Source organism: Frigoribacterium sp. PvP032, from assembly GCF_017833035.1.
Lineage (GTDB): Bacteria > Actinomycetota > Actinomycetes > Actinomycetales > Microbacteriaceae > Frigoribacterium.
This window is the reverse complement of record NZ_JAFIBM010000001.1, coordinates 2262237-2288202: the sequence shown is the minus strand read 5'-3', so window position 1 is coordinate 2288202 and position 25966 is coordinate 2262237. Positions and strand designations below refer to the sequence as shown.

The following is a 25966-nucleotide window of genomic DNA, read 5'->3' as shown; positions in this document are numbered from 1 at the left end:
TCTCGCACCACGGGCCGTCGACGCCCCGGGGCGCTCCGAACGCCTCTGACCGACACCCCTCTCGAAGGACGAGTGCATGGCCTCCACCCTCCCGCGCGACGCGTCCCGCCTCGGCGAGCTCGACGCGCTCCTCTTCGACCTCGACGGCGTCCTGACGCCGACGGCCGAGGTGCACATGCGCGCCTGGTCCCGACTGTTCAACGACTACTTCGACGCGCACGGGTTGGACCCGTACACGGACGCCGACTACTTCGAGCACGTCGACGGCCGCCCCCGGTACGACGGCGTCCGCGCGATGCTCGCCGCGCGCGGGGTCGAGCTGCCCGAGGGCACGGACGACGACAGCGCCGACGCCGAGACCGTGCGCGGCCTCGGCAACCGCAAGAACGCCGTCTTCGCGGCAGAGCTCGACGAGAACGGCGTCGAGCCCTACCCGGGCAGCGTCGAGTTCCTCGACCAGGCGATCGCGCTCGGCGTGAAGGTCGCCGTCGTGTCGAGCTCGCGCAACGCCGTGCCCGTGCTCGTGGCCGCCGGGCTGCGCGACCGCTTCGACGTGATCGTCGACGGCGCGGTGGCCGCCGCCGAGGGCATCGCCGGCAAGCCCGCACCCGACACCTACCTCGAGGGCGCGCGCCGACTCGGCCTCACGGCCGCCGACTGCGTCGTCGTCGAGGACGCGACGAGCGGGGTCGAGGCCGGCCGCGCCGGGTCGTTCGGCCTCGTGCTCGGGGTCGACCGCGGCACCGGCCGCGACGCCCTGCTCCGCTCCGGCGCCGACGTGGTCGTCGACGACCTGCAGGAGGTGGTCGCCGAGCTCGGCTCGGCCCGCGCCTCCTCGACGCCCGACCCGGCCAGCAGCACCACCGACACGACCAGCACCGAGACCGCAGAGGCCCAGCCGTGAACCACATCACCTCCGACCCGCTCGACCGCAGCCGGTTCCCCGTCGACGAGTGGGCGCTCGTCGAGGACGAGTACAACCAGGGCGACGAGGGCGTCACCGAGACGATCTTCGCTCTCGGCAACGGCTACCTCGGCCTCCGGGGCAACCCCGACGAGGGCCGCGGCGGCCACTCGTTCGGCACCTACGTGAACGGGTTCCACGAGACGTGGCCGATCCGCCACGCCGAGGAGGCGTTCGGCTTCGCCCGCGTCGGCCAGACGATCGTGAACGTGCCCGACGCGAAGGTGATCCGGCTCTACGTCGACGACGAGCCCTTCGTGCTGTTCGAGGCCGACATCCTGCGGCACTGCCGTCGTCTCGACTTCCAGGACGGCGTGCTCAGCCGCGAGGTCGAGTGGCGGACCCCGTCGGGCAAGCGCGTGCTCGTCACCAGCCGTCGCCTCGTCAGCCTCGAGGACCGCCACCTGGCGATCATCGAGTACGAGGTCACGGTGCTCGACGCCGACGCGTCGCTGCTCATCTCGAGCCAGATCCTCAACCGGCAGGACATGGGCGACGAGTACCACGCCGGCATGCGCGCGGCGGCCGACGCCTTCGACCCGCGCCGCGCCGAGGCCTTCGAGGACAGGGTGCTCCAGCCGGTGCTGGCCCGCAACGGCGGCGCCCGCGCGGTGCTCGGCTACCGCACGACCAACTCGGGCATGACCATCGCGGTCGGCGCCGACCACGTGATGGAGACCGAGAACGAGTGGGACGAGTCGTCGTCGATCGACGACGACCTGTCGAAGCACGTCTACCGGGTGCGCGCCAAGGCGGGCGTGGCCGTGAAGATGATCAAGACGGTGACCTACCACACGAGCCGCGGCGTGCCGCCGCGCGAGCTCGCCGACCGTTGCGACCGCACCCTCGACCGCGCGGCGGAAGAGCCGCCGCAGGCCATGTTCGACAAGCAGCGCGCCTGGCTCGACGACTACTGGGCCCGTACCGACGTCGTCGTGGGCGGCCAGCCCGAGATCCAGCAGGCCGTCCGCTGGAACCTCTTCCAGCTCGCGCAGGCCACGGCCCGCACCGACGGCCAGGGCATCGCGGCCAAGGGGGTCACGGGGTCCGGCTACGGCGGGCACTACTTCTGGGACACCGAGATCTACGTGCTCCCGTTCCTCACCTACACGGCGCCGAACGTGGCGCGGAACGCCCTGCGCTTCCGCCTCGGCATGCTCGACGCGGCCCGCGACCGGGCCGTCGAGCTGAACCAGCGCGGCGCGCTGTTCCCGTGGCGCACCATCAACGGGCTCGAGTCGTCCGCCTACTACGCGGCCGGCACGGCGCAGTACCACATCGACGCCGACATCAGCCACGCCCTCAGCCAGTACGTGCAGGCCACCGGCGACCTCGACTTCATGGAGCGCGGCGGCGTCGACATCCTCGTCGAGACGGCGCGGCTCTGGGCCGACCTCGGTTTCTGGCGCTCGAACGGCGACCAGCGGTTCCACATCGACGGCGTCACGGGCCCCGACGAGTACACGACGGTCGTCGACGACAACCTGTACACGAACGTCATGGCGCGGGCGAACCTCCGCGCCGCGGTCCGCTACGTCGCGAGGCTCGAGGACGAGTCGCCGGTCGCGTACGAGCGGATGGTCGCCCGTCTGGGGCTCGGCGAGGAGGAGGTCACCGGTTGGCGGCTCGCGGCCGAGGCGATGGAGATCCCCTACGACGAGCACCGCGGCATCCACCCGCAAGATGCGCAGTTCCTCGACAAGGAGCTGTGGGACCTCGACGCCACGCCCGCCAACAAGCGACCGCTGCTGCTGCACTACCACCCGCTGGTGATCTACCGGTTCCAGGTGCTGAAGCAGGCCGACGTCGTGCTCGCGCTGTTCCTCCAGGGCGACGAGTTCACCGCCGAGCAGAAGCTCCGCGACTTCGAGTACTACGACGCGCTCACGACAGGAGACTCGACCCTCTCCGGCGTCGTGCAGTCGATCATCGCGGCCGAGGTGGGCCACCACCAGCTGTCGATGCAGTACTTCCTGTCGTCGCTCTACGTCGACCTCGCCGACCTGCACCGCAACACCTCGGACGGCGTGCACGTCGCGTCGGCCGGCGGCATCTGGAGCGCCCTGGTCAACGGCTACGGCGGCATGCGCGACTACCTCGGCGGCGTCAGCTTCGACCCGCGCCTGCCCGCCGACTGGGAGGAGCTCACGTTCCGCCTCACCGTCAAGGGCAGCCGCCTCCGTGTCGACCTCGCCGCCGACGAGATCGTCTTCACGATCGAGGACGGCGAGGGCCTCACGGTCAGCGTCCGCGGCGAGACCGTCAAGGTGCCGAGCGATCGCCCCGTGCGCGTCGCGCTCGATGACCAGGGGCCCCGCATCACGACGAAGGTGCCGACGACGAGCGACCTCCGTGGTCTCGTGCGCGCCGACGGCTCCGTCATCACCGCGTCGATCCCGACGATCAGCATCGACCGGTACGAGGAGGACGAGGCGTCGGCCTAGCCGGCGCCCTGCACCCGGCGTCCTGCGGAAGGCGGTCGGCACCTCCTCGGAGGCGTCGGCCGCCTTCGTGCTCGGAGGTGCGCGACGCCCTCGGCTAGAAGGGGCCGGCCGCCGACGCGATCGCGTCGAACAGGGCGATCGTGTCCGCGTCGCGCTTCTTGACGCTGACGCCGATCGTGCCGGCCGGCGCGTGCACCTCGCCGGAGACGCGGCTGCCCGCGCCCGCCTCCTCGAAGACGAGGTGGACCGTGTCCGCGTCGCTCGCCGTCGCCGAGCGGCGGATCAGGCGCGCGCCCTGCTCGTCGGCCGACGTGAACGAGAACGCCGGCGTCGACTGCACCGCGCGGCGGACGACGCCGGGCAGCAGCGACACCGGCAGCGACAGCTCCAAGGAGGCGCGGGTCACGTCCGCGTCGCCGGTCTCGACCTGGGGTGCTCGCTTCTCTGCCATGCGCCCGAGGCTACGGCACGCGCCCGCCGGGCCGCCGCCTCCTGGTCGCTTGCCTGCCGCGCCGCCGCCTCCATCTGCTCGTGGGCGGGTCGAAGTGGTCGAGGGCGGGTAGCCGCGGACCCGCCCTCGAGGAGAACGACCCGCCCTCGAAGCGGACAGCCCGCAGGAGGCGCTGGGCGCGCGAGCGGCGTCGGGGGCCGCCCGTAGGGTGGCAGGCATGAAGACGCTGTTCTACGCAGGCCAGGAACTGATCGTGACTGACGAGCTGGCCGAGGTCCTGCTCGCCGCCGCCATGGAGTTCAGCGATGACGACCGCACCTTCCGCGTCCCGGTCGCGGCGCGGCTCGGCGGCGTGGCCCACATGGCGCAGCTCGTGATCGGCCCCGGCATCCCGCTGCTGGTCGTCGACGCGGACGACGACGTCGAGCCGGCCGCCGGGTCCGAGTCGTCCGTCGCGTTCATCGTCGAGCTGATGGAGAGCCTCGTCGACGACGACGAGTAGACGACGGCCGGTGCGGGTCTGCCGCGCTCGGCCCCAGCGGATCCCGAGCGGCGCCGCCTAGCCTGACGGCATGTCCGTGCGCCTCGAGTCACCCGCAGCCTCGAGCCGAGAGGCCGAGGGCATGACGACCCGTGCCTCCTCGGGCTGGGCTGCGGTCGCCGGTGTCGTGTCGGCTGCGGCGTTCCTCGCCTCGGCCGAGCTCGCCGCCGTCGTGACCGGCCCCGGCGGCAGCCCGCTCTACGCGGTCGGCTCCGCCGTGATCGACCTGGCGCCTCCCGTGGCCAAGGACACGATGGTCGCCCTCTTCGGCACCGGCGACAAGATCGCGCTGTTCACCCTGATGGGCGTGCTGCTGGCCGTCATCACCGCCGGCGCGGGCATCGCCGAGCTGCGTCGGCCCCCGGCCGGCAAGGTCGTCTTCGGGCTCGGGGGAGTGCTCGCGATGATCGCCGTGCTGACCCGCGCCGACTCGACGAGCATCAACGGCGTGCCCACGGCCGTCGGCACCCTCGTCGCCCTGCTGCTGCTCACGACGCTGATCCGTCGGCTCTCCCGCTGGCGGGCGACGACCCGCACCGGCTGGTCCGAGGCCTCGGTGCCCTCGCCGCCCCTCCGCGGACCCGGCCTCGAGCGCCGCAGCTTCGTGCTCCTCGCGGGCCTCGCCGGTGCGGCCTCGGTCGTCGTCGGGACGGGCGCCCGGGCCTGGAACGCGACGCGCGCGAACGTGTCGCAGCTGCGTGCCGCGCTTCGTCTGCCGGCCGCGGCGACCGCCGAGGAGGCGGTGCCCGCCGGTGCCTCCCTCGACGTCGACGGCCTCACGTCGTACATCACGCCGAACGACGAGTTCTACCGAATCGACACCGCCCTGCGGGTGCCCGGCATCGACCCGGCCGACTGGTCGCTCCGGATCCACGGCCTCGTCGACGAGGAGGTGGTGCTCACGTTCGAGGACGTGCTCGCCCTGCCGCTCGTCGAGCACACGGCCACGCTCAGCTGCGTCTCGAACGAGGTCGGCGGCACGCTGATCGGCACCGCCCTCTGGCTCGGCTACCCGCTTCGTGACCTGCTGGCGCGGGCGCGACCGCAGGCCGGCGCCGACATGGTGCTCTCGCGCAGCATCGACGGCTTCACCGCGGGCACGCCCCTGGACGTGCTCCTGGACGACGACACGGAGGCGCTGCTCGCGATCGGCATGAACGGCGAGCCCCTGCCCCAGGAGCACGGGTTCCCCGCCCGCCTCGTCGTGCCGGGCCTCTTCGGCTACGTCTCGGCGACGAAGTGGGTGACCGAGCTCGAGGTGACCCGCTTCGCCGACGCCGAGGGCTACTGGACCCCGCGCGGCTGGGACGCCCTCGGCCCCGTGAAGCTCGAGTCGCGCATCGACGTCCCCGCCGCGGGCACGACCGTCGACGCTGGGACGGTCGCCGTCGCCGGGGTCGCCTGGCACCCGCACACCGGCGTCGCACGCGTCGAGGTGCAGGTCGACGGAGGCGCGTGGGACGAGGCCGAGCTCGCCGAGTCGATCTCGCCCGACACCTGGGTGCAGTGGATCTACCGGTGGTCGGCATCGTCCGGTGGGCACACCCTGCGCGTGCGGGCGACGAGCGCGGACGGGACCGTGCAGTCGGAGACCGAGCTGCCGCCCGCACCCAACGGCGCCGAGGGCTGGGACGAGCACGCGGTGTCGGTGCGCTGAGCCCGCCCGCCGGCTCGTCAGCCGACGACGCCCAGCGAGAACGGCAGCACGGCCGACGCGCCCGCGCGGCGCAGCTCGCGCCCGGCGGTCGTCATCGTCCACCGGCTGTCGACCAGGTCGTCGACGAGCAGCACGGGCCCGGACACCTGCGCCAGCGCGGCCGCCAGCTCGGGCCCGACCTCGACCGCCTGCCAGACGTCGGCGAGCCGGTAGACGCTGTTGCCGCCTCCTCCGCTGCCTCGCCCTGCCGAGGGGCGGGTCGGCGTCAGCGACCCGAGCAGCGGCAGGCGCCCGACGGTGCTGATGGCCTCGGCGAGCGAGCCGACGAGCTGGGGGCGTGACGCCGACGGCATCGCCACGACGCCCACGGGACGCTCGGCCCACGGCCACTCCTTGAGCACCCGGACCACGCCGTCGAGCAGCGCCTTGGTCAGCGGCGCGTCCTCCGCGCCGGCCGCGAAGACCTGCCGCAGCGTCGTGCCCCAGCCGAGGTCGGTGAGGCGGGCCAGGGCGCGGCCGGTCTCGACGCGCTCGCCCTCGGCGATCTTGCCCTTGGCAGGCACGCCGGCCCGGTCGGCGCCCGTGGGCCACTGGGCCCGCGGCTCGATCTCGACTCCCACCCGGTCGAGCGAGGTGGAGGCCGACGCGGCGGCCTCGCCGCCGATCTCGCTCGGGTACCAGGCGCCGGCACAGATGTCGCACCGGCCGCACGGAGCCGCTGCGGGGTCGTCGAGGTCGAGCTGGAGCATCTGCATGCGGCAGGTCGTCGCCCACTCGTAGGCGATCATCGACTGCTGCTCGGCGACCCGAGCCTCGCCGATGCGCCCGTAGCGCTCGGCGTCGTAGACCCAGGGCTCGCCGGTGCTGACCCAGCCGCCCTGCACGCGCGAGACGGCGCCGTCGACGTCGAGCACCTTGAGCATCAGCTCGAGCGGCGAGCGCTTCACGTCGACCCTGGCCTCGAGCGCCGGCGTCGAGAGCGGCGTCTCGCCGAGCTCGGCCAGGACAGCCGAGGCCCGCGCCTCGGACGGCATGGAGGCGGTGGCGAAGTACTGCCAGATCTCGGCGTCCTCCGTGCCGGGCAGCAGCAGCACGTCGGCGTTGTCGGTCGCTCGCCCCGCACGGCCGATCTGCTGGTAGTAGGCGACGGGCGACGACGGTGCCCCGAGGTGCACGACGAAGCCGAGGTCGGGCTTGTCGAAGCCCATGCCGAGGGCGCTGGTGGCGACGAGCGCCTTGAGCTCGTTCCGCTTGAGCTGGCCCTCGAGCGCCTCGCGTTCTTCGTTGTCGGTGCGGCCCGAGTACGAGCGCACCGCGTGCCCTGCCTCGTGCAGCAGCCGGGCCGTGTCGTCGGCCGCGGAGACGGTGAGCGTGTAGATGATGCCGCTGCCCGGCAGGTCGTCGAGGTGGCTGAGCAGCCAGCCCAGCCGGTCGCGCGACGTCGGCAGCGTCAGCACGCCGAGGCGCAGGGAGGCGCGGGCCAGCGAGCCGCGGATCGTCAGCACCTGGTCGTCCGGCCCCGCCGTCAGCTGCTCCTCGACGTCGGCGACGACCCGCTCGTTCGCGGTCGCCGTCGTGGCCAGCACGGGCACCGTCGTCGGCAGGGTGCGGATGAGGTCGGCGAGCCGCCGGTAGTCGGGCCGGAAGTCGTGGCCCCAGTCGCTGATGCAGTGCGCCTCGTCGACGACGAGCATGCCGAGCCGGGCCACCAGCACCGGCAGCTGCTCGTCACGGAACCGCGGGTTGTTGAGGCGCTCGGGCGAGACCAGCAGCACGTCGACCTCGTCGGCGGCGAGGGCCTGCTGCACGTCGGACCACTCGTGCGCGTTCGCGGAGTTGACGGCGACCGCCCGGACGCCGGCGCGGCTCGCGGCGGCGACCTGGTCGCGCATCAGGGCGAGGAGCGGCGAGACCAGCAGTGTCGGACCGCCGCCCCTGCGCCGCAGCAGCAGGGTCGCGATGAAGTACACGGCCGACTTGCCCCAGCCGGTGCGCTGCACGACGAGGGCACGTCGACGGTCGGCGACGAGGGCGCGGATCGCCTCGAGCTGGCCGTCGTGGAACACGGCGTCGTCACGACCCGTCAGGGCCCGCAGCAGCTCGAGCGCCTCGGCGTCGACGTCCGTCGCGTCAGCGGCGACGGGGGCGTCGGTCTCGGTCGCGGTGCTGGCCGTGCTGCTGCTCGTCGTCATCGGGCCATGCTGTCACGGGCCACCGTCAGCGAGGTCCGGAGTCGCCTCCTGCGACGGTCCCGCCCGCCCCCGCCCCTGCGCCCGCGGCCTGCAGCAGCGCCCACAGCTCGGCCCGCCCGGCGAAGCCGTCGAGCGGCAGCCCCAGCGCGGCCTCCACCTTGTCGACCCTGGCGCGGAGGCTGTGCCGGTGCAGGCCGAGACTCCGGGCGGCCGGGTCCCAGGCTCCGTTGTGCTCGAGCCACCGGCGGCAGCAGGCGAGCAGCTCGTCGCCGTCGGGCAGGGCGAGCACGGGCCCGAGGCGGGCGGACGCGAGCTCGGCGGCTCCCTCCGACCAGAGCGCGGCCACGAGGCCGCCGGCGGCGAGGCTCGCCCAGGTGACCACCGCCTCCTCGGCTGCCTGTGGCGCCGCGGAGCCTGACGAGGTCGCGACGGCCAGCGCGCGCCCGGCCTGGGCGGCGGCGCCGGCGAGGTGGTCGAGGTCGGTGACGTCGGAGACGCCGATCCGCAGGCCGTGGGCTGCGGCGAGCGCCACCAGGTCGACGGCGCCGTCGCCGGCGAGCACGGCGAGACGCCCGTCGACGAGGGCGACGAAGACGTCGGGCCGGCCCGCGGCGAGCCGCTCGACCGCCTCGGTCGCGCGGTCGGGCGAGTCACGAGGAGGCGCGGCGAGGGCGACGACCACCGGTCCCGCCGCGATGCCGACACCGACCGACCGCGTGATGGCCCGTGCCACCTCGACCTGCCCGGCCACCAGCAGCGACCACACCTGTCGCCAGAGCTCGCGCTGCCCACGCAGCCGGGCGACGTCGCGCTCGAGGGTGACCTCGGCGAGGGCGACCACGCTGGTGAGGACGGCACGGGCGGCCGTGTCGAGCTCGCCGGGGGTGCGGACCGCGAGGACGCCGCGGAGCCCGTCCCGCCGTCCGAGGGTCTGCAGGGACACGACGGCGCCGGGCACGGTCACCGTGCTGCCCGCCCGAGCGCCGCGACGGACGAGCCGCGCCACCTCGGCCTCGACCGGCCCCCGATCGACCGCCGCGTCCGAGCCGAGCGGCACGCCCGACCCGACCGACGCCTCCTGCCCGACCGACACCTCCGTCCCGTGCAGCACGACCGACCCGCCGAGCTGCTCGCCGAGCACCCGCAGCACGGCGCCGAGCCCGCCGTCGCCGATGGCCGCCACCGAGACCGCGCGCTGGGCCCGCAGCGTCCAGCGGTCCCGTTCGCGCGCCTCCTCGGCCAGCTGGTCGGCCGCCCACCGGGCGACGGCGATGAAGGGCGTGCGCCAGGGCACCTCGACGACGGGCACCCCGTGGGCGGAGGCGGCGAGCACGAGCTCGACGGGAGTCTGAGGGCGGTGCACGCCGGCGCCGAAGCCGAGCGCGACGACGCCCGCGCCGACGACCCGGCCGACCCAGGCGTCGTAGTCGCCCTGCGACGCGTCGGCGCCGAACTGGCTGCCGGTCGTCAGCAGCATGGTCGAGGAGGCGACGAAGGGCGACGGGTCGACCAGGTCCGAGCTGTGCACCCACGAGAGCGGCTCGTCGGTGCGAGTCGTCGGGTCGAGGAGGCGCAGGCCGAGGGGCGCCTGGCGGACGAGGGCTCTGACTGTGGGGCGCACGCGCCGAACCTAGCACCGGCCTGCCGATCTGGCAGAGAAGCACGAGAGACGCGACGAAACGTCGGTCGAGGAGGCGCGCCCCGGCTCCCTAGAGTCGCCGCAACGTCGAAGGAGCGCCTGCATGTCGAGCACCACAGTCACCACCCCGCGCGGAGGCCCCGGCCTCGAGCAGCGTCGCCGTCTCGTCACCGAGGTGCCCGGCCCGCGCAGCCGCGAGCTGATGGAGCGCAAGCGCGGCGCGGTCGCCGCGGGCGTCGGCGTCTCGCTGCCCGTCTTCACGGAGGCGGCCGGCGGGGGCGTCCTCGTCGACGTCGACGGCAACACCCTGATCGACCTCGGCTCGGGCATCGCGGTGACGGGCGTAGGCAACTCGGCCCCCGGCGTGGTGGAGGCGGTCGTCGAGCAGGTCCAGCGCTTCACGCACTCCTGCTTCATGATCACGGCCTACGACGGCTACGTCGAGGTCTGCGAGGCGCTCAACCGGCTGACGCCCGGCGACCACGACAAGCGCTCGGCCCTGTTCAACACCGGCGCGGAGGCGGTCGAGAACGCCGTCAAGATCGCCCGCTCGTACACGCGCAAGTCGGCCGTCGTGGCCTTCGACCACGCCTACCACGGCCGCACCAACCTGACGATGGCGCTCACCGCCAAGTCGATGCCGTACAAGAGCGGCTTCGGGCCGTTCGCCCCCGAGATCTACCGAGCCCCGCTGTCGTACCCGTACCGGGACGCCGGGCTCGACGGGCCGCAGGCCGCGGCGCGCGCCATCTCGCAGATCGAGAAGCAGGTCGGCGCCGCGAACCTCGCCGCCGTCGTGATCGAGCCGATCCAGGGCGAGGGCGGCTTCATCGTGCCGGCGCCCGGGTTCCTTCCCGCCATCGTCGCCTGGTGCCGCGAGAACGACGTCGTGTTCATCGCCGACGAGGTGCAGACGGGCTTCGCCCGGACCGGCCGCATGTTCGCCAGCGAGCACGAGGGCATCGTGCCCGACCTCGTCGTCACCGCCAAGGGCATCGCGGGCGGCCTGCCGCTCTCGGCGGTCACCGGGCGGGCCGAGATCATGGACGCGCCCCACGTCGGCGGCCTCGGCGGCACCTACGGCGGCAACCCGATCGCCTGCGCCGCCGCGCTCGCCGCCATCGAGTCGTTCGAGCACGACGGGCTGATCGAGCGTGCGGCTGCCATCGGCGACCTGCTGCTCGGCCGCCTGCACGAGCTGCAGCAGGGCGACCCTCGCATCGGCGACGTCCGCGGCCGTGGCGCGATGATCGCGATCGAGCTCGTCGACCCGATCACCGGCGAGCCCGACGCCGCGCTCACCGGCCGGGTCGCCGCCGCCTGCCACGCCGAGGGCGTCATCGTGCTCACCTGCGGCACCTTCGGCAACGTGATCCGGTTCCTCCCGCCGCTCGCCATCGACGACGCGCTGCTGCACGACGGCCTCGACGTCGTCGCGGCCGCGCTCGGGTCCGCCTGATGACCGACGTGTCCACGGTCACGCGGGCGGCGCGGCCTGACGCCGCAGCGCTGCCTGCGTTCCCCTCTCACGTCGTGGCGCTCGCCGCCGCAGGAGACGACAGCGACGCCGCCGCGGCGTCGGCCCTCGACGGCGTCCCGACCTTCCCTGTGCGCGACCCGGCCACGGGCGAGGTCCTCGCGGTCGTCGCCGACCAGGGCCCCGCGGACGCGCTCCGGGCCCTCGACCGCGCGGTCGACGCCGCCGACGAGTGGGCGGCCACGCCTCCCCGCGTCCGCGGCGAGCTGCTGCGCCGGGCCTTCGACCTGCTCGTCGAGCGACGCGAGTCGTTCGCCCTGCTCATGTCGCTCGAGATGGGCAAGCCGCTCGCCGAGGCGCGGGGCGAGGTCGCCTACGGGGGCGAGTTCCTCCGCTGGTTCTCCGAGGAGGCGGTGCGCGTCCAGGGCCGGTACGGTCCCGTCCCCGAGGGCACCGGCACCATGATCGTGACCCACCGGCCCGTGGGGCCGAGCTACCTCGTGACCCCGTGGAACTTCCCGCTGGCGATGGCCACCCGCAAGATCGCACCGGCGCTCGCGGCCGGCTGCACGGTGGTCGTCAAGCCCGCGGAGCTGACGCCGCTCACGACGATCGCGTTCGTCGAGCTGCTGCGCGAGGTCGGCGTCCCCGACGGCGTCGTCACCGTGGTCACGACGACCGACGCGGCCGGGGTGACCGGGCCCCTGCTCGCCGACCCGCGCCTCCGGAAGCTCTCGTTCACCGGCTCGACCGCCGTCGGCCGGGTGCTGATCGCGCAGGCGGCGGAGAACGTGCTGCGCACCTCGATGGAGCTCGGCGGCAACGCCCCCTTCGTCGTGATGGCCGACGCCGATCTCGACGCCGCCGTCGACGGGGCGATGCTGGCGAAGTTCCGCAACGGCGGGCAGGCCTGCACGGCGGCGAACCGCCTCCTGGTGCACGAGGAGGTGGCGGCCGAGTTCACGCGCCTGCTCGCCGAGCGCGTCGAGGCGCTCGTCGTCGGGCCCGGCACCGCCGACGGGACGACGCTCGGCCCGCTGATCGACGACCGTGCCGTCGTGACCTGCGAGCGGCTCGTCGCCGACGCCGTGGCCCGGGGCGCCCGCCTCGTCACCGGCGGCTCGGCGGTCGACGGCCCCGGCTCGTTCTTCGCCCCGACCGTGCTCGCCGGGGTGCCCCGCGACGCCGACCTGATGCACCAGGAGATCTTCGGCCCGGTCGCCGCCGTCACCACCTTCCGCGACGAGGACGACGCCGTCCGGCTCGCCAACGACACCCCCTACGGCCTCGTCGCCTACCTGTTCACGACCGACCTGGCCTGTGGACGACGCATGCTCGGACGCCTCCGCACCGGCATGCTGGGCGTCAACACCGGCTTGGTCTCGAACGCCGCGGCCCCGTTCGGCGGGGTCGGGCACTCCGGCCTCGGGCGCGAGGGCGGCAGCGAGGGCATCCACGAGTACCTCGACACCACCTACGCGCTGCAGCCCGACGGCTGAGCGCGACGCGACGCGACGCGACCCGCACGGCCCCGAGCACCACGGCACCAGCACCACGGCACCAGCACCGAGCACCACCGAGAGGACACCATGGCGACCCTGCAGAACTTCGTCGACGGCCGCTCCGTCGACGCACACGGCACCGCGACGATCGACGTGGTCTCGCCGGTCACCGAGCAGGTCGTCGCGGTCTCGCCCGTGAGCGACGCGGCCGACGTCGACGCTGCGGTCCAGGCCGCGGCCAGGGCCTTCCCCGGCTGGAGCCGCAGCACGCCGTCCGTGCGCCAGGCCGCGCTGCTCGCGCTCGCCGACGCCCTCGACGCGCACAGCGACGAGCTGGTGGAGGCGCAGCACCGGGACACGGGGCAGCCGAAGGCGATCATCGCCGCGGAGGAGGTCGCCGTCGGCGCCGACCAGGTGCGCTTCTTCGCCGGCGCCGCCCGTCGGCTCGACGGCATCGCCTCGGGGGAGTACCTCGACGGGCTCACCTCGTCGGTGCGGCGCGAGCCGATCGGCGTCGTCGCGCAGGTCACGCCGTGGAACTACCCGCTGATGATGGCGATCTGGAAGATCGCGCCTGCCCTCGCCGCCGGCAACACGATCGTGCTGAAGCCCAGCGACACGACGCCCGAGTCGACCCTCGTGCTCGCCTCGCTGACGAAGGGCGTCCTGCCCGACGGCGTGTTCAACGTCGTCCTCGGCGACGCGAGCACCGGCCAGGCCCTCGTCGAGCACCCCGTGCCCGGGCTGGTCGCCATCACGGGCTCGGTGCGCGCCGGAGTCGCCGTCGCGACCTCGGCCGCCGACCGCGTGGCCCGGGTGCACCTCGAGCTCGGCGGCAAGGCGCCCGCCGTCGTGTTCCCCGACGTCGACGTCGACGTCGTGGCGCCGCAGATCGCGGAGGCGGCCTTCTTCAACGCGGGCCAGGACTGCACCGCGGTCACCCGCGTCATCGTGCACGAGTCGCTCCACGACGACCTGGTCGCCGCCCTGGTCCGTGCCGCGGAGGCGACGACGACCGGTCCCGACGCCGGGGAGGGCGCCTCCTACGGCCCCCTCAACAACGCGCGGCACTTCGCCGCCGTGCAGGCGGTCGTCGACTCCCTGCCCGCGCATGCGACCGTGGCGACCGGCGGGCACCGGGTCGGCGAGACCGGCTTCCACTTCGCGCCGACGATCGTCACGGGCGTGCGTCAGGACGACGACGTCGTACAGGCCGAGGTGTTCGGCCCGGTGCTCACCGTGCAGTCGTTCCGCACGGCGGACGAGGCGCTCGAGCTGGCCAACGGCGTCCCCTACGCCCTGGCCTCGAGCGTCTGGACCGACAGCCACACCACGGCAGAGCGCTTCGCCCGCGACCTCGACTTCGGCTGCGTCTGGATCAACACGCACATCCCGCTCGCCGCCGAGATGCCGCACGGCGGCTTCAAGCGCTCCGGCTACGGCAAGGACCTCAGCGCCTACGGCCTCGAGGACTACACCAGGGTCAAGCACGTCATGAGCGCGCACGCCTCGCCGCGCGCCTCGTCCTGACCTGCCCCGGCGACGCTGCTCGACCAGCACAGCCCCGACCCCACTCGACCCGCACCCACCCTCGACGCACCCCACCCGGTGCCCGCACCAGCGACGGAGACCACCCCATGACCGACACCACCACCTGCGACGTCGTCGTCATCGGCGCGGGGGCCAGCGGCCTGACCGCGGCCGCCGACCTGCGCGCGGCGGGCCTCGACGTGATCGTGCTCGAGGCCCGCGACCGCGTCGGCGGCCGGCTCCGCACCGAGACGATCGACGGGGCGATGCTCGAGCTCGGCGGCCAGTGGGTGTCGCCCGACCAGACGGCCCTGATCGCCACGCTCGGCGAGCTCGGCCTCGAGACCTACTCGCGCTGGCGTGACGGCGAGAGCGTCTACGTCTCGGCCGACGGCACGGCGTCGCGCTTCACCGGCGACATCTTCCCCGCGTCCGAGCACACGCAGGCCGAGATCGAGCGGCTCATCGTCGTGATGGACGAGCTCGTGGCCGAGACCGACGTGGCCGCCCCCTGGGAGCACCCGCGGGCCGCCGAGCTCGACCACGTCTCGTTCTCGGCCTGGCTCGAGCAGCAGAGCGACGACGCGGAGGCGCGGGCCAACATCGCGCTCTTCATCGCCGACGCGATGCTCACGAAGCCCGCCCACTCGTTCTCGCTCCTCCAGGCGCTGCAGATGGCGTCGAGCGCCGGCAGCTTCAGCAACCTCGTCGACGCCGACTTCATCCTCGACAAGCGCGTCGTGGGCGGCCTGCAGCGGGTGCCGCTGACGCTCGCGGAGCAGCTCGGCGACGCCGTGCGGCTCGGCCAGCCCGTCGAGACGCTCGAGTGGTCGGCCGACGGCGTCGTCGCGTCGACGCCCGAGCTGAGGGTCGCTGCCCGCTGGGCCGTGGTCGCCGTGCCGCCGAACCTCTACTCGCGGATCGAGTACCTCCCGGCGCTGCCCGCGCTCCGTCAGCAGTGGCACCAGCACGTCTCGCTCGGGCTCGTGATCAAGGTGCACGCCGTCTACGAGACGCCGTTCTGGCGCGACGCCGGCCTCTCCGGCACGGCCTTCAGCCCCTACCAGGTGGTGCACGAGGCGTACGACAACTCGAACTACGACGACCCGCGCGGCACCCTCGTGGGGTTCGTGAGCGACGAGAAGGCCGACCGCCTCCTCGCCCTGCCCGCCGACGAGCGGCGCACGGCGATCCTCGCGTCGCTCGCGTCGTACTACGGCGAGCAGGCGCTCGAGCCGGTCGTCTACTTCGAGAGCGACTGGGCCAGCGACGAGTGGACGGGCGGCGCTTACGCGACGAGCTTCGACCTCGGCGGCCTGTCGCGCTGGGGCCACGACCAGCGCGTGCCGGTGGGCCCGATCCGGTTCTCGTCGAGCGACATCGCCGCGGAGGGGTTCCAGCACGTCGACGGCGCCATCCGCGTCGGCCACGACGTCGCCGCCGAGATCCTCGCGGAGCGCGACGCCGGCGTCGAGCACGCCGAGCACACCGAGCACGCCGACACCGGAGCGGCCGTCTCGTGAGGAGCGTGGTCGTCGGGTACCTGGACACCCCCGCGGGGCACGACGCCCTGGCCCTCGGCACGGCCCTCGCGCACACGCTCGGCGTGCGCCTCGACCTCGTGATGGTCCTGCACGACCAGGGCCGCGCCTCCCTCGTCCCCACCGCCCCCAGCTACGAGCGGCACCTCGACGACCTCGCCGAGGGCTGGCTGCAGGAGGCGGCGGCCGAGATCCCGGCCGGCGTCACGTCCACGACGCACCTGGTCAGGGCCGAGACGTTCGCCGAGGGCCTGGTGGCGGCCGCCGCCGACCTCGAGGCCGACGCGATCGTGATCGGCGCGGGCAAGGAGGGCACGTTCGGCCGGCTTCACCTCGGCAGCGTCGGGGGAGTGCTGGTGCACTCGGCCCCCGTGCCCGTCGCGATCGCGCCCGCCGGGTTCGCCGAGCGCGGCGTCCGCAGCTTCGGCAGCGTGACGGCGGCGGTCGGCACCAGGGCCGGCGCCCGTGCCGTCGTCGACACGGCGGTCGCCACGGCCGCCGCCGCCCGCGTCCCGCTGCGGCTCGTCTCGCTGGTCACCCTCGACTCCCTCGGCGACGGCGAGCGCCGCGACCGCGACGAGCGCGAGCGGGCGCTGCACGACGAGGCCCGCGAGCACGCCGAGCGGATGCGCGACATCGCGCTGGACGGCGTGCCCGCCGACCTCGACGTCACGGTCGAGATCGCCCCCGGCCCGAGGATCGCCGACGCGATCGACGCCCTCACCTGGAGCGACGACGAGCTCGCCCTCGTCGGGTCGAGTCGCCTGGCCCAGCCACGCCGGCTGTTCCTCGGGAGCGTCGCCGCGAAGATCGTGCGCGGCGTCCCCGTCCCCCTCGTGGTGGTTCCTCGTGACCACGATGCCCGCACGACCTGGACCGGCGTCGCCCCGGGCGGCGTCCACCCCGAAGGGACCACCCCGTGAGCATCCTCAAGAAGTCCGGCGTCGCCGCCGACCAGACCCTGTCGTCGAAGGGCCTGAGTGCCGGCAGCGTCGGCCTGATCGGCGCCGTCGTCATCGGCATCTCGTGCATCGCGCCCGCCTACACGCTGACCGGGGCGCTCGGCCCGACCATCGCCCAGGTCGGCACGCACCTGCCCGCCATCTTCCTGGTCGGGTTCATCCCGATGCTCCTCGTCGCGTTCGGCTACCGCGAGCTGAACAGCGCGATGCCCGACAGCGGCACCTCCTTCACCTGGGGCGTCCGCGCCTTCGGCCCGTGGGTCGGCTGGATGGCCGGCTGGGGGCTGGTGGTGGCTACCATCGTGGTGCTGAGCAACCTCGCGGGCATCGCGGTCGACTTCTTCTACCTGCTGCTCGGGCAGCTGTTCTCCGATCCGTCGATCGCCGACCTGGCGACGAACCCGCTGATCAACGTCGTGACCTGTCTGGCCTTCATGGCCGGGGCGACCGTGATCTCGTACCGCGACATGCAGACCACCCAGAAGGTGCAGTACTGGCTCGTCGGGTTCCAGCTGCTCGTGCTGGTCGGCTTCGCGATCGTCGCCTTCGTCCGGGTCGGCGGCGGCTCGGCGTTCGACGCCACCGCGATCTCGCTCGACTGGTTCAACCCGCTGACCGTGCCGACCTTCTCGGCCTTCGCGGCGGGGCTGTCGCTGTCGATCTTCATCTTCTGGGGCTGGGACGTCACGCTGACGATGTCCGAGGAGACCAGCGGCTCGCGGACGACGCCCGGCCGCGCCGCCACCCTCACCGTCGTCATCATCGTGCTGGTGTACCTGCTCGTCTCGCTCGCCTCCATGACCTTCGCCGGCCTCGGCGACGAGGGCGTCGGGCTCGGCAACCCCGACATCCAGGGCAACGCGTTCTCGGCGCTCGCCGGGCCGGTGCTCGGGCCGCTCGCCATCCTGATGTCGCTGGCGGTGCTGAGCAGCTCCGCCGCCTCCCTGCAGTCGACCTTCGTCTCGCCCGCCCGCACCCTGCTCGCCATGGGGCACTACGGCGCGCTGTCGCCGAAGTTCGCCCGCGTCTCGCCGCGCTTCTTCACGCCCGGGTACGCGACCCTCGCCTCCGCCGTCGTCGCGAGCGTCTTCTACGCGGTGATGCGCTTCATCAGCGAGGACGTGCTCTGGGACACGATCACGACGCTCGGCATGATGATCTGCTTCTACTACGGGCTCACGGCCTTCGCCTGCGTCTGGTACTTCCGGCGCCAGTGGCGCACCGGGGCGCGCAACCTGTTCTTCCAGATCATCGCTCCCGGAGTCGGCGGGCTCATCCTCGCCGTGCTCTTCGTCACGACGCTGATCGACAGCATGGACCCCGACTACGGCAGCGGATCGCAGATCGGCGGGGTCGGCCTGGTGTTCCTGCTCGGCGTCACGATCCTGGTGGGCGGCGTCGTGGTGATGCTGGTCAACGCCCGGCTGCGCCCCGCGTTCTTCCGCGGGGAGGGCCTCCGAGCCGGAGTCGCCGGCGACGAGCGCGAGGGCCAGGCCGCACTCCCCGAGTGACTCGACTCCCCGAGTGACCCGCGCGGCCGCCCCGCCCGCCCGCAGGCTCGGATAGGTCGAGGGCGGGTCGACTGCGTCGAGGGCGGGTGGTTCACGACCCGCCCTCGACCGCGTTGACCCGCCCTCGACAGGCGTTCAGGCCGCAGGAGGCGCGGGCTCGGCCGCAGGCGTCGCAGGCTCGGCCGAAGGAGGCGCGGGCGAGTCCTCGGGGACGGCCTGCGCCTCCTGCCCGTCGGCAGTCGCAGGCAGGATCACGAGGTCGAGGTAGTCGCGCAGCAGCCGCGGCACGTCGACCTCGTCCGGGGCGAGCAGCCACTGCAGCTGCACGCCGTCCCACAGGCCGACCAGCCCGGCGGCCGCCCGGTCGGGGTCGACGCCCTCGCGCAGCCGGCCGACCTCGGCCAGGGCGCGGAAGTCCGCCGCGTAGTCCTGACGCAGGTCGGCGAGCCGCTGGGTGACGTACTCGCGACCCGGGTTCCCCTCGGTCACCGCCTCGCCCGACAGCACGGTGTAGAGGCCGATCAGCCCGGGCACGCCCTCGTTGTACCGGGCCTGCCGCTCGACGTCGCCGGCGAGCTGGACGCCCTCGCCGCGCACGAACTCGCCGCTCGACATCTGGTCGCGACGCCGCAGCACCTCGAGCAGCAGGTCGCTCTTCGACGGGAAGTAGTGCAGCAGGCTCGTCTGGCTCATGCCCACCTTGTCGGCCACGCGCTGCAGCGACCCGCCCTGGTAGCCGTGGGCGGTGAACACCTCGAACGCGGCCTCGACGATGGCCGACCGCCGCTCGGCGGACTTCGCGTAGGGGCCGCGAGGGCCGCCGCGGCCGCCGCGGGCGCCTCGGCCACGGGTCGTCACGGGAGCGCCTTCGGTCATGACCGGGAGCCTACGACGACCCGCGCCTCCTGGGCGTCGATCTCGGGGTCAATTTCGAGCGACCACTCGAAAACGCGTGTTACGGTCGATCTCGTCCCGTCCACAACGAAGTGAGTCCTGATGAGTCCTCTCAGTCGTCGGCAGCTGCTGAGCCTCGGCCTCGGCGCGTCCGCCGCCGCCGTCCTCGCCGGCTGCGCCACGCCCGGCACGACCTCGGTCAACACCCTGCCGACCATCCCGCCGGCCGCAGGCAAGGTCCGGCTCGAGTACTGGGCCTGGCTCAAGGGCCTCGACCAGGTCACCGACCTGTACAACAAGAGCCAGGACCGCGTCCAGGTCGAGACCGTGTTCATCCCCGGCGGCAACGCGGGCGGATACCAGAAGCTCTACTCGGCGCTCGCCGCGGGGGCCGGGCCGGACATCGCCCAGGTCGAGATGCGCTCGCTGCCCGAGTTCCTCCTCGCGAACGGCGTCGTCGACCTCAAGCGCTACGGCGCCGAGCAGTACCAGGACCTCTACGACCCCACCCTCTGGAACCAGGTCAGCTACACGGGCGGCATCTACGCCGTGCCGCAGGACAGCGGCCCGATGGGCATGTTCTACCAGCCGGCCGTCTTCGACCAGGTCGGCGCGGCCGTGCCCGCGACCTGGGACGAGTGGGCCGCCGTCGGCACCGAGCTGAAGGGCGCCGGCGTGCTGATGGACTCGTTCCCCCTCGCGGATGCCTCGCTGTTCGCCGCCTACGCCACGCAGGCCGGCGCCTCCTGGTTCACCGCGGAGGAGGACGGCTGGGTCATCGACATGACCGACGACGCCACCCTCAAGGTCGCGGCGTTCTTCGACACGGCCATCGACGACGGCATCGTCACCACCGCCTACGGCGCCTACACCCCGGCCTGGTTCTCGGCTGCGGCTGACGGGAAGATCGCCTCCGTCGTGACCGGCTCGTGGGGCGACGCCCTCATCCAGGGCGTCAGCGGCGCCGAGGGCAAGTGGCGCGTCGCGCCCATGCCGACGTGGGAGGGCACGGGCTACGCCTCGAGCTTCCTCGGCGGCTCGACCGCCGCGATCCTCGCCAACAGCCAGCACCCGCAGGAGGCGCTCGAGTTCGCCGTCTGGATGACCACCACCCCCGAGGGCGTCAACGCCCTGATCGAGTTCTGCGGCATCGGCTGGTCGCCCGCCGTGGACGTCGTCGGCACGCTCCGCGAGAAGCCGAGCGCCTTCTTCAGCGGCCAGAACTACAACCAGGAGGTGTTCGTGCCCGCCACGAAGGAGTCCAGCCAGAACCAGGACTGGAGCTGGTGGCCCGTCACGCAGCAGTCGTTCAACATCCTCAGCGACGGCTTCCGCGGCAAGGCCTCCGGCGGCACTCTCGTCGACGCCGTCGCGCAGGCGGAGAAGGACATCATCTCGGTGATGCAGAACAAGGGCCTCTCGATCCGCAAGGCGAGCGCGTGAGCGCCGGCATGGAGACCCGCCCCGAGACGGCCGCCGCGACGGACGCCACGGCGCCCGGCCGAGGTCGCGAAGGAGGCGGCGACGCCTCCCGCAGGAGGGGCGCGTCGTCCGGCGCCGTGAAGCGCGCCCCGTGGGTGCTGCTCTTCCCGTTCCTCGCGCTGTTCCTCCTCACCTTCATCGTCCCGATCCTCATGGCGCTCGTCTCGAGCTTCACGAAGGTGACCCGCGGCGGCCTCTTCGGCGAGGCCGGGGTCGTCACCCAGTTCGCCGGGTTCGACAACTACGCGCAGGTGATCGGCGACCCGAACTTCGTCGCCTCGATCGGCCGGATGTTCCTCTTCGGCATCGTCCAGGTGCCGGTGATGCTGATCCTCTGCACCGTGCTCGCGCTGCTGCTCGAGTCGGCGTCGGCCAAGTGGCCCGGCGTCTTCCGCGCCGCGTACTTCCTGCCGTACGGCGTGCCCGGCGTCATCGCGACCATCCTCTGGTCGTTCCTCTACGTGCCGGGCCTCAGCCCGATCATCGACGTGGCCGAGGTGTTCGGCGTCTCGCCCGACTTCCTGGGCGCGAACACGGTGCTCTGGTCGATCGCCAACATCGTCACGTGGAGCTACACCGGCTACAACATGCTGATCATCATCGCCCAGCTGAAGTCGATCCCGGTCGAGCTGTACGAGGCCGCGAAGGTCGACGGGGCGTCCGCCCTGCGGGTCGCGACGAGCATCCAGCTGCCGCTGATCCGTCCGGCCCTGCTGCTCACCGCCGTCTTCTCGATCATCGGCACCCTGCAGCTGTTCGCCGAGGCCCAGGTGCTGCAGCGCGTCGCGCCGGCCATCGACAGCCAGTACACGCCGAACCTCAGCGCCTACACGACGGCGTTCGCCTACAACGACTACAACGTCGCCGCGGCGCAGTCCGTGCTGATCGCGCTCGTCGCGTTCACGCTGTCGATCGTGTTCCTCACCATCACGAACAGGAAGTCCGCATGAGCCCCCGTGCCTCGGGCGCCGCGACGAGCGCCTCGATCGCCGAGCAGCCCACCGACACCGAGTCCATCGTCACGGCAGGTCAGGGCAGGAGGCGCGGCGAGGGCCGTGCCGCCGCCCGCCGCTCGGCGAGCAGCGGCCCTGACCGGTCCGCGGGCCGCAGCCGCGCCTCCACCATCATCGTCACGGCCGTGCTGGTCGTCGTCGCGCTGTACTTCCTGATCCCGGTCTACTGGGTCGTGGTGGCCGCGACGAAGACCACCGGCGACCTCTTCGGCACCTTCGGCTTCTGGTTCGCGCCGAACTTCGCGCTCTGGGACAACCTCGGCCAGGTCCTCACCTACGGCGACGGCATCTTCCTGCGCTGGCTCGGCAACTCGGTGCTCTACGCCGGCGTCGGCGCCCTGATCGCGACGTACTTCGCCGCGGCCGGCGGCTACGCCCTCGCCAAGTACGAGTTCCGCGGGCGCAACGCGGTGTTCGGCACGATCCTCGGCGGCGTGCTGGTGCCCGGGACCGCGACGGCTCTGCCCCTCTTCCTGCTGTTCAGCCAGATGGGCCTCGCGAACACCTACTGGAGCGTCCTGCTGCCGTCGCTGGTGTCGCCGTTCGGCCTGTTCCTCTGCCGGATCTACGCCCAGGCCACCGTCGACACCTCGCTGATGGAGGCCGCCCGCCTCGACGGCGCGAGCGAGCTGCGCATCTTCCACACCCTGGGGCTGCGAATCCTGACGCCCGCGCTCGTCACGGTGTTCCTGTTCCAGCTCGTCGGCATCTGGAACAACTACTTCCTGCCGCTGGTCATGCTGAGCGACGTCGACAAGTTCCCCGTCACGCTCGGCCTCAACAACTGGCTCAGCCAGACCGACCGACTGCCCGAGTTCTACCAGCTGACGACCGGCGGCGTGCTGCTGTCGATCATCCCGCTGGTCATCGCCATGGTCGTCCTCCAGCGCTTCTGGCGCGGCGGCCTCACGGAAGGATCCGTCAAGTGACGACCCCCGCCTCCTCCTCCACCGCCTCCTCGACGGCCCCTGCGCCCGTGGACTACCTCGCCGACACCGGCCCTGGCACCGGGCGCCGCAGCCCCGCGCGGTCGTGGCTGCACACCGACGCCCCGACCCTGTCGCTCGACGGCGAGTGGGCGTTCCGCCTGCTGCCCGGCGCGCCCGGCACCCCAGGCGGCCGCGGCGTGCTGCCCGCGGGCGAGCCCGTCGACGGCGTCGGCGACCCCGACCTCGACGACTCGTCGTGGCAGTCGATCGCCGTGCCGTCGCACTGGGTGCTGACCGGCGACGGCGAGCGGGGCGCTCCGATCTACACGAACGTGCAGTTCCCGTTCCCGACCGAGCCGCCCTTCGTGCCCGACGCGAACCCCACCGGCGACCACCGCCGCCGCTTCGACCTGCCGGCCTCGTTCGACGGCGCCGAGCGCGTGCTGCTGCGCTTCGACGGCGTCGAGTCGCGCTACGCGGTCTGGGTCAACGGCGTGCACGTCGGCGTCGGCGTCGGCAGCCGCCTCGCGCAGGAGCTCGACGTCACCGACGCCGTCCGCCCGGGCGAGAACGTCATCGCCGTGCGCGTGCACCAGTGGTCGGCCTCGAGCTACGTCGAGGACCAGGACCAGTGGTGGCTGCCCGGCATCTTCCGCAGCGTCACCCTGCAGGCCCGCCCGGTCGGCGGCCTCGACGACGTCTGGCTGCGCACCTCCTGGCACGGCACCGCAGGCGAGACCGAAGGAGGCGCGACGATCGTCCCCGAGGTCACGGCCGGCCCCGACGCGTTCCCGGTCACCCTGGCGGTGCCCGAGCTCGGCGTCGACGTCACCTGGGCCAGCGCCGCTGACGTGGCGCCGGTCGAGCTGCCCGAGGGCGTCGAGCCGTGGTCGGCCGAGACGCCCCGGCTCTACGACGCCACGGTGTCGAGCGCGCTCGGCGCCGAGGTCGTCAGCCTCCGGCTGGGCTTCCGCACCGTGCGGATCGACGGCGACCTGTTCACGGTCAACGGCCGCCGCGTGGTGTTCCACGGCGTCAACCGGCACGAGACCCACCCCGACCGCGGCCGCGTCTTCGACGAGGAGTGGGCGCGCCGCGACCTGCTGCAGATGAAGCAGTTCAACGTGAACGCGATCCGCACGTCGCACTACCCGCCGCACCCGCGCCTCCTCGACCTGGCCGACGAGCTCGGCTTCTGGGTCGTGCTCGAGTGCGACCTCGAGACGCACGGCTTCGAGCGCGACGCCTGGACCGAGAACCCCAGCGACGACGCCGCCTGGCACGACGCCTACGTCGACCGGATGGTCCGCACCGTCGAGCGCGACAAGAACCACCCGTCGATCGTGATGTGGTCGCTCGGCAACGAGGCCGGCACCGGCCGCAACCTCGCCGCGATGGCCGCGTGGACGCACGCCCGCGACACCGGCCGCCCCGTGCACTACGAGGGCGACTACACGGGCGCCTACACCGACGTCTACTCGCGGATGTACTCGTTCGTCGACGAGACGCGCGCGATCGGCAGCGGCGACGCGTCGGTGCAGCTGCTCGGCTGCACGCCCGCCGAGGCGGCGCGCCAGCGCTCGAAGCCGTTCCTGCTCTGCGAGTACGTGCACGCCATGGGCAACGGCCCGGGCGCGATCGACGAGTACGAGGCGCTGGTCGACGAGTTCCCGCGGCTGCACGGCGGCTTCGTCTGGGAGTGGCGCGACCACGGCCTGCGGCACCGCACCGCCGACGGCACCGAGTTCTTCGCCTACGGGGGCGACTTCGGCGAGGTCGTGCACGACTCCAACTTCGTGATGGACGGGATGGTCCTCAGCGACGACACCCCGTCGCCCGGCCTGCACGAGTGGGCGCAGGTCGTCGCGCCGATCCGCGTGTCGCTGGCCGCGGGCGAGACGGACGACGAGGGTGCCGAGGCTCTCGTGACCGTGGCTAACCTGCGGCACTCGGCCGACGCCTCCGACGTGGTGATCCGGCTCACGGTCGAGCACGACGGCGAGGAGGCGCTGGTCGCCGACCTCCCCGTCGCCGGCGTCGGCGACGACGCCCTGGCAGCGGGGGAGACGGTCGTCCTGGCCGTCCCCGGCCTGCCCGTCGCGTCGTCGGGCGAGACCTGGGCGACGGTGCGGGTCGTGACCGCGGCGGACGCCGAGTGGGCGCCCGCCGGACACGTGGTCGCGACCGCGCAGCTGGACCTCACGCCTGCCGCAGCGGTGCGGCGCGCGCCGTCGACACTGCGACCCGGCGTGCCCGGTGCGGCCGGCGACCGGCTGGCGGGCGCCTCCTCGGGTCGGCTGGACCTCGGGCCGGCGACGTTCGTCGACGGCCGTCTCGTCTCGCTGGCCGGTCGTCCCGTGGACGGGCCGCGGCTCGAGCTCTGGCGTGCGCCGACCGACAACGACCAGGGGCGTGGCTGGGTGCCGCGCGACCGCGACGTCGACGTGATGCGCGACCGGCACCGCGCCGACCAGTACCTGCTGGCGGAGCTGCCGAGCGCCGAGACGACCTGGCTGCGGCTCGGGCTCGACCGGATGACGCCGCGCGTCGAGCAGGTCACGGCGACGGACTCGCAGGTGCACGTCCGCACCCGCTGGGCCGCCGCGGACGCCCGCCAGGCCGTGACCGTCGACGAGCGCTGGTCGCTCGAGGGCGGCGAGCTCTGGCTGGCGCTCGACCTCGTGCCGACCGCCGGCTGGGACACCTCCTGGCCGCGGGTCGGCGTGCGCCTCGACCTGCCGACCGACGTCGCGACGGCGTCGTGGTTCGGCACTGGCCCGCACGAGTCGTACCCGGACAGCCGGCACGCCGCGGTCGTCGGCCGGTACACGTCGTCCGTCGACGACCTCGTCGTCGAGTACGCCCGCCCGCAGGAGAGCGGCCACCGCAGCGACCTGCGGAGCCTCGACCTGACCGGCGCCGACGGCCGCGACTGGCTCCGCGTCGACGCCGTCGGCGACGAGCTCGGACGCCTGCCCGGCTTCACGCTGCGCCGCCACACCGCACAGCAGGTCGACGCCGCCCGCCACCCGCACGAGCTGCCCGAGCCGGACCGCACCTACCTGTGGCTCGACGCGGCGCAGAACGGGCTCGGCTCGCGGGCCTGCGGGCCCGACGTGTCGGCGCCGCACGTGCTGCGGCCGTCGACGCGGTCGATGCGGCTGCGGCTCACCGCGCTCGGCTAGCGCGTGCCGAGTGGTCAGTTCTGGTCATCCGTGCAGCACGGAACGACCGGAA

The 25966-nt window shown here is 73.2% G+C and carries 18 protein-coding genes; 14 read left to right on the top strand and 4 right to left on the bottom strand.

Features of this window, described 5'->3' with window-relative positions:
- The first annotated feature begins 76 nt into the window (after nucleotides 1-76).
- Entirely contained in the window at nucleotides 77-904 is an 828-nt protein-coding gene (locus JOE35_RS10545) for an HAD family phosphatase (RefSeq protein ID WP_209561039.1), read from the top strand.
- Nucleotides 901-3408, top strand: a complete 2508-nt coding sequence (locus JOE35_RS10540; protein ID WP_209561038.1) for a glycoside hydrolase family 65 protein — start codon at nucleotides 901-903, stop codon at nucleotides 3406-3408. Before JOE35_RS10545 ends, JOE35_RS10540 begins: the two co-directional genes overlap by 4 nt.
- 94 nt (nucleotides 3409-3502) lie before the next feature.
- Here JOE35_RS10540 and JOE35_RS10535 read toward each other — a convergent pair whose 3' ends face one another.
- Nucleotides 3503-3859, bottom strand: coding sequence for a hypothetical protein (locus tag JOE35_RS10535; RefSeq protein WP_209561037.1), 357 nt, complete (start codon nucleotides 3857-3859; stop codon nucleotides 3503-3505).
- Between the two features lie 217 nt (nucleotides 3860-4076).
- Here JOE35_RS10535 and JOE35_RS10530 point away from each other — a divergent pair, with 217 nt between their 5' ends.
- Nucleotides 4077-4361: a hypothetical protein gene (locus JOE35_RS10530; protein WP_123545431.1), complete on the top strand. Its 285-nt coding sequence runs from the start codon at nucleotides 4077-4079 to the stop codon at nucleotides 4359-4361.
- Nucleotides 4362-4431: 70 nt separating this feature from the next.
- On the top strand, nucleotides 4432-6057 hold the full coding sequence (locus JOE35_RS10525) for a molybdopterin-dependent oxidoreductase (RefSeq protein WP_307803038.1): 1626 nt from the start codon (nucleotides 4432-4434) through the stop codon (nucleotides 6055-6057).
- Between the two features lie 17 nt (nucleotides 6058-6074).
- Here JOE35_RS10525 and JOE35_RS10520 read toward each other — a convergent pair whose 3' ends face one another.
- Both JOE35_RS10520 and JOE35_RS10515 read right to left on the bottom strand, forming a co-directional pair.
- On the bottom strand, nucleotides 6075-8249 hold the full coding sequence (locus JOE35_RS10520; RefSeq protein ID WP_209561036.1) for an ATP-dependent DNA helicase RecQ: 2175 nt from the start codon (nucleotides 8247-8249) through the stop codon (nucleotides 6075-6077).
- Nucleotides 8250-8274: 25 nt separating this feature from the next.
- Nucleotides 8275-9870, bottom strand: a complete 1596-nt coding sequence (locus tag JOE35_RS10515) for a PucR family transcriptional regulator (protein WP_209561035.1) — start codon at nucleotides 9868-9870, stop codon at nucleotides 8275-8277.
- Nucleotides 9871-9991: 121 nt separating this feature from the next.
- Here JOE35_RS10515 and gabT point away from each other — a divergent pair, with 121 nt between their 5' ends.
- From gabT to JOE35_RS10485, 6 genes are all read left to right on the top strand, one after another.
- The gene (gene gabT, locus JOE35_RS10510) at nucleotides 9992-11347 is read left to right on the top strand and encodes a 4-aminobutyrate--2-oxoglutarate transaminase (protein ID WP_209561034.1); all 1356 of its coding nucleotides are present in this window, start codon (nucleotides 9992-9994) and stop codon (nucleotides 11345-11347) included.
- Nucleotides 11347-12864 (top strand): NAD-dependent succinate-semialdehyde dehydrogenase, encoded by a 1518-nt coding sequence (locus JOE35_RS10505; protein WP_209561033.1) that lies wholly within the window; start codon nucleotides 11347-11349, stop codon nucleotides 12862-12864. Before gabT ends, JOE35_RS10505 begins: the two co-directional genes overlap by 1 nt.
- 90 nt (nucleotides 12865-12954) lie before the next feature.
- Complete coding sequence (locus tag JOE35_RS10500; protein WP_209561032.1) at nucleotides 12955-14397, top strand: aminobutyraldehyde dehydrogenase; 1443 nt, start codon at nucleotides 12955-12957, stop codon at nucleotides 14395-14397.
- Between the two features lie 107 nt (nucleotides 14398-14504).
- On the top strand, nucleotides 14505-15920 hold the full coding sequence (locus JOE35_RS10495) for an NAD(P)/FAD-dependent oxidoreductase (protein WP_209561031.1): 1416 nt from the start codon (nucleotides 14505-14507) through the stop codon (nucleotides 15918-15920).
- Nucleotides 15921-15925: 5 nt separating this feature from the next.
- Nucleotides 15926-16861 (top strand): universal stress protein, encoded by a 936-nt coding sequence (locus JOE35_RS16130; protein ID WP_209561030.1) that lies wholly within the window; start codon nucleotides 15926-15928, stop codon nucleotides 16859-16861.
- Nucleotides 16858-18411 (top strand): APC family permease, encoded by a 1554-nt coding sequence (locus JOE35_RS10485; RefSeq protein ID WP_209561029.1) that lies wholly within the window; start codon nucleotides 16858-16860, stop codon nucleotides 18409-18411. Before JOE35_RS16130 ends, JOE35_RS10485 begins: the two co-directional genes overlap by 4 nt.
- 135 nt (nucleotides 18412-18546) lie before the next feature.
- On the opposite strand, the gene JOE35_RS10480 is transcribed toward JOE35_RS10485, so the two are convergent.
- Nucleotides 18547-19287: a TetR/AcrR family transcriptional regulator gene (locus tag JOE35_RS10480; RefSeq protein WP_209561028.1), complete on the bottom strand. Its 741-nt coding sequence runs from the start codon at nucleotides 19285-19287 to the stop codon at nucleotides 18547-18549.
- Nucleotides 19288-19407: 120 nt separating this feature from the next.
- Here JOE35_RS10480 and JOE35_RS10475 point away from each other — a divergent pair, with 120 nt between their 5' ends.
- Genes JOE35_RS10475 through JOE35_RS10460 form a run of 4 tightly spaced genes read left to right on the top strand, consistent with a single transcriptional unit; the run spans nucleotide 19408 to nucleotide 25914 of the window.
- Entirely contained in the window at nucleotides 19408-20748 is a 1341-nt protein-coding gene (locus JOE35_RS10475; RefSeq protein ID WP_209561027.1) for an ABC transporter substrate-binding protein, read from the top strand.
- Nucleotides 20745-21737 carry a sugar ABC transporter permease gene (locus tag JOE35_RS10470; RefSeq protein ID WP_307803036.1) on the top strand — a complete coding sequence of 331 codons (993 nt, stop codon included), beginning with the start codon at nucleotides 20745-20747 and terminating at the stop codon, nucleotides 21735-21737. The genes JOE35_RS10475 and JOE35_RS10470 overlap by 4 nt, the downstream gene beginning before the upstream one ends.
- On the top strand, nucleotides 21734-22729 hold the full coding sequence (locus JOE35_RS10465; RefSeq protein ID WP_209561026.1) for a carbohydrate ABC transporter permease: 996 nt from the start codon (nucleotides 21734-21736) through the stop codon (nucleotides 22727-22729). Before JOE35_RS10470 ends, JOE35_RS10465 begins: the two co-directional genes overlap by 4 nt.
- Nucleotides 22726-25914 (top strand): glycoside hydrolase family 2 TIM barrel-domain containing protein, encoded by a 3189-nt coding sequence (locus JOE35_RS10460; protein WP_307803035.1) that lies wholly within the window; start codon nucleotides 22726-22728, stop codon nucleotides 25912-25914. The genes JOE35_RS10465 and JOE35_RS10460 overlap by 4 nt, the downstream gene beginning before the upstream one ends.
- The last annotated feature ends 52 nt before the right edge of the window (nucleotides 25915-25966 follow it).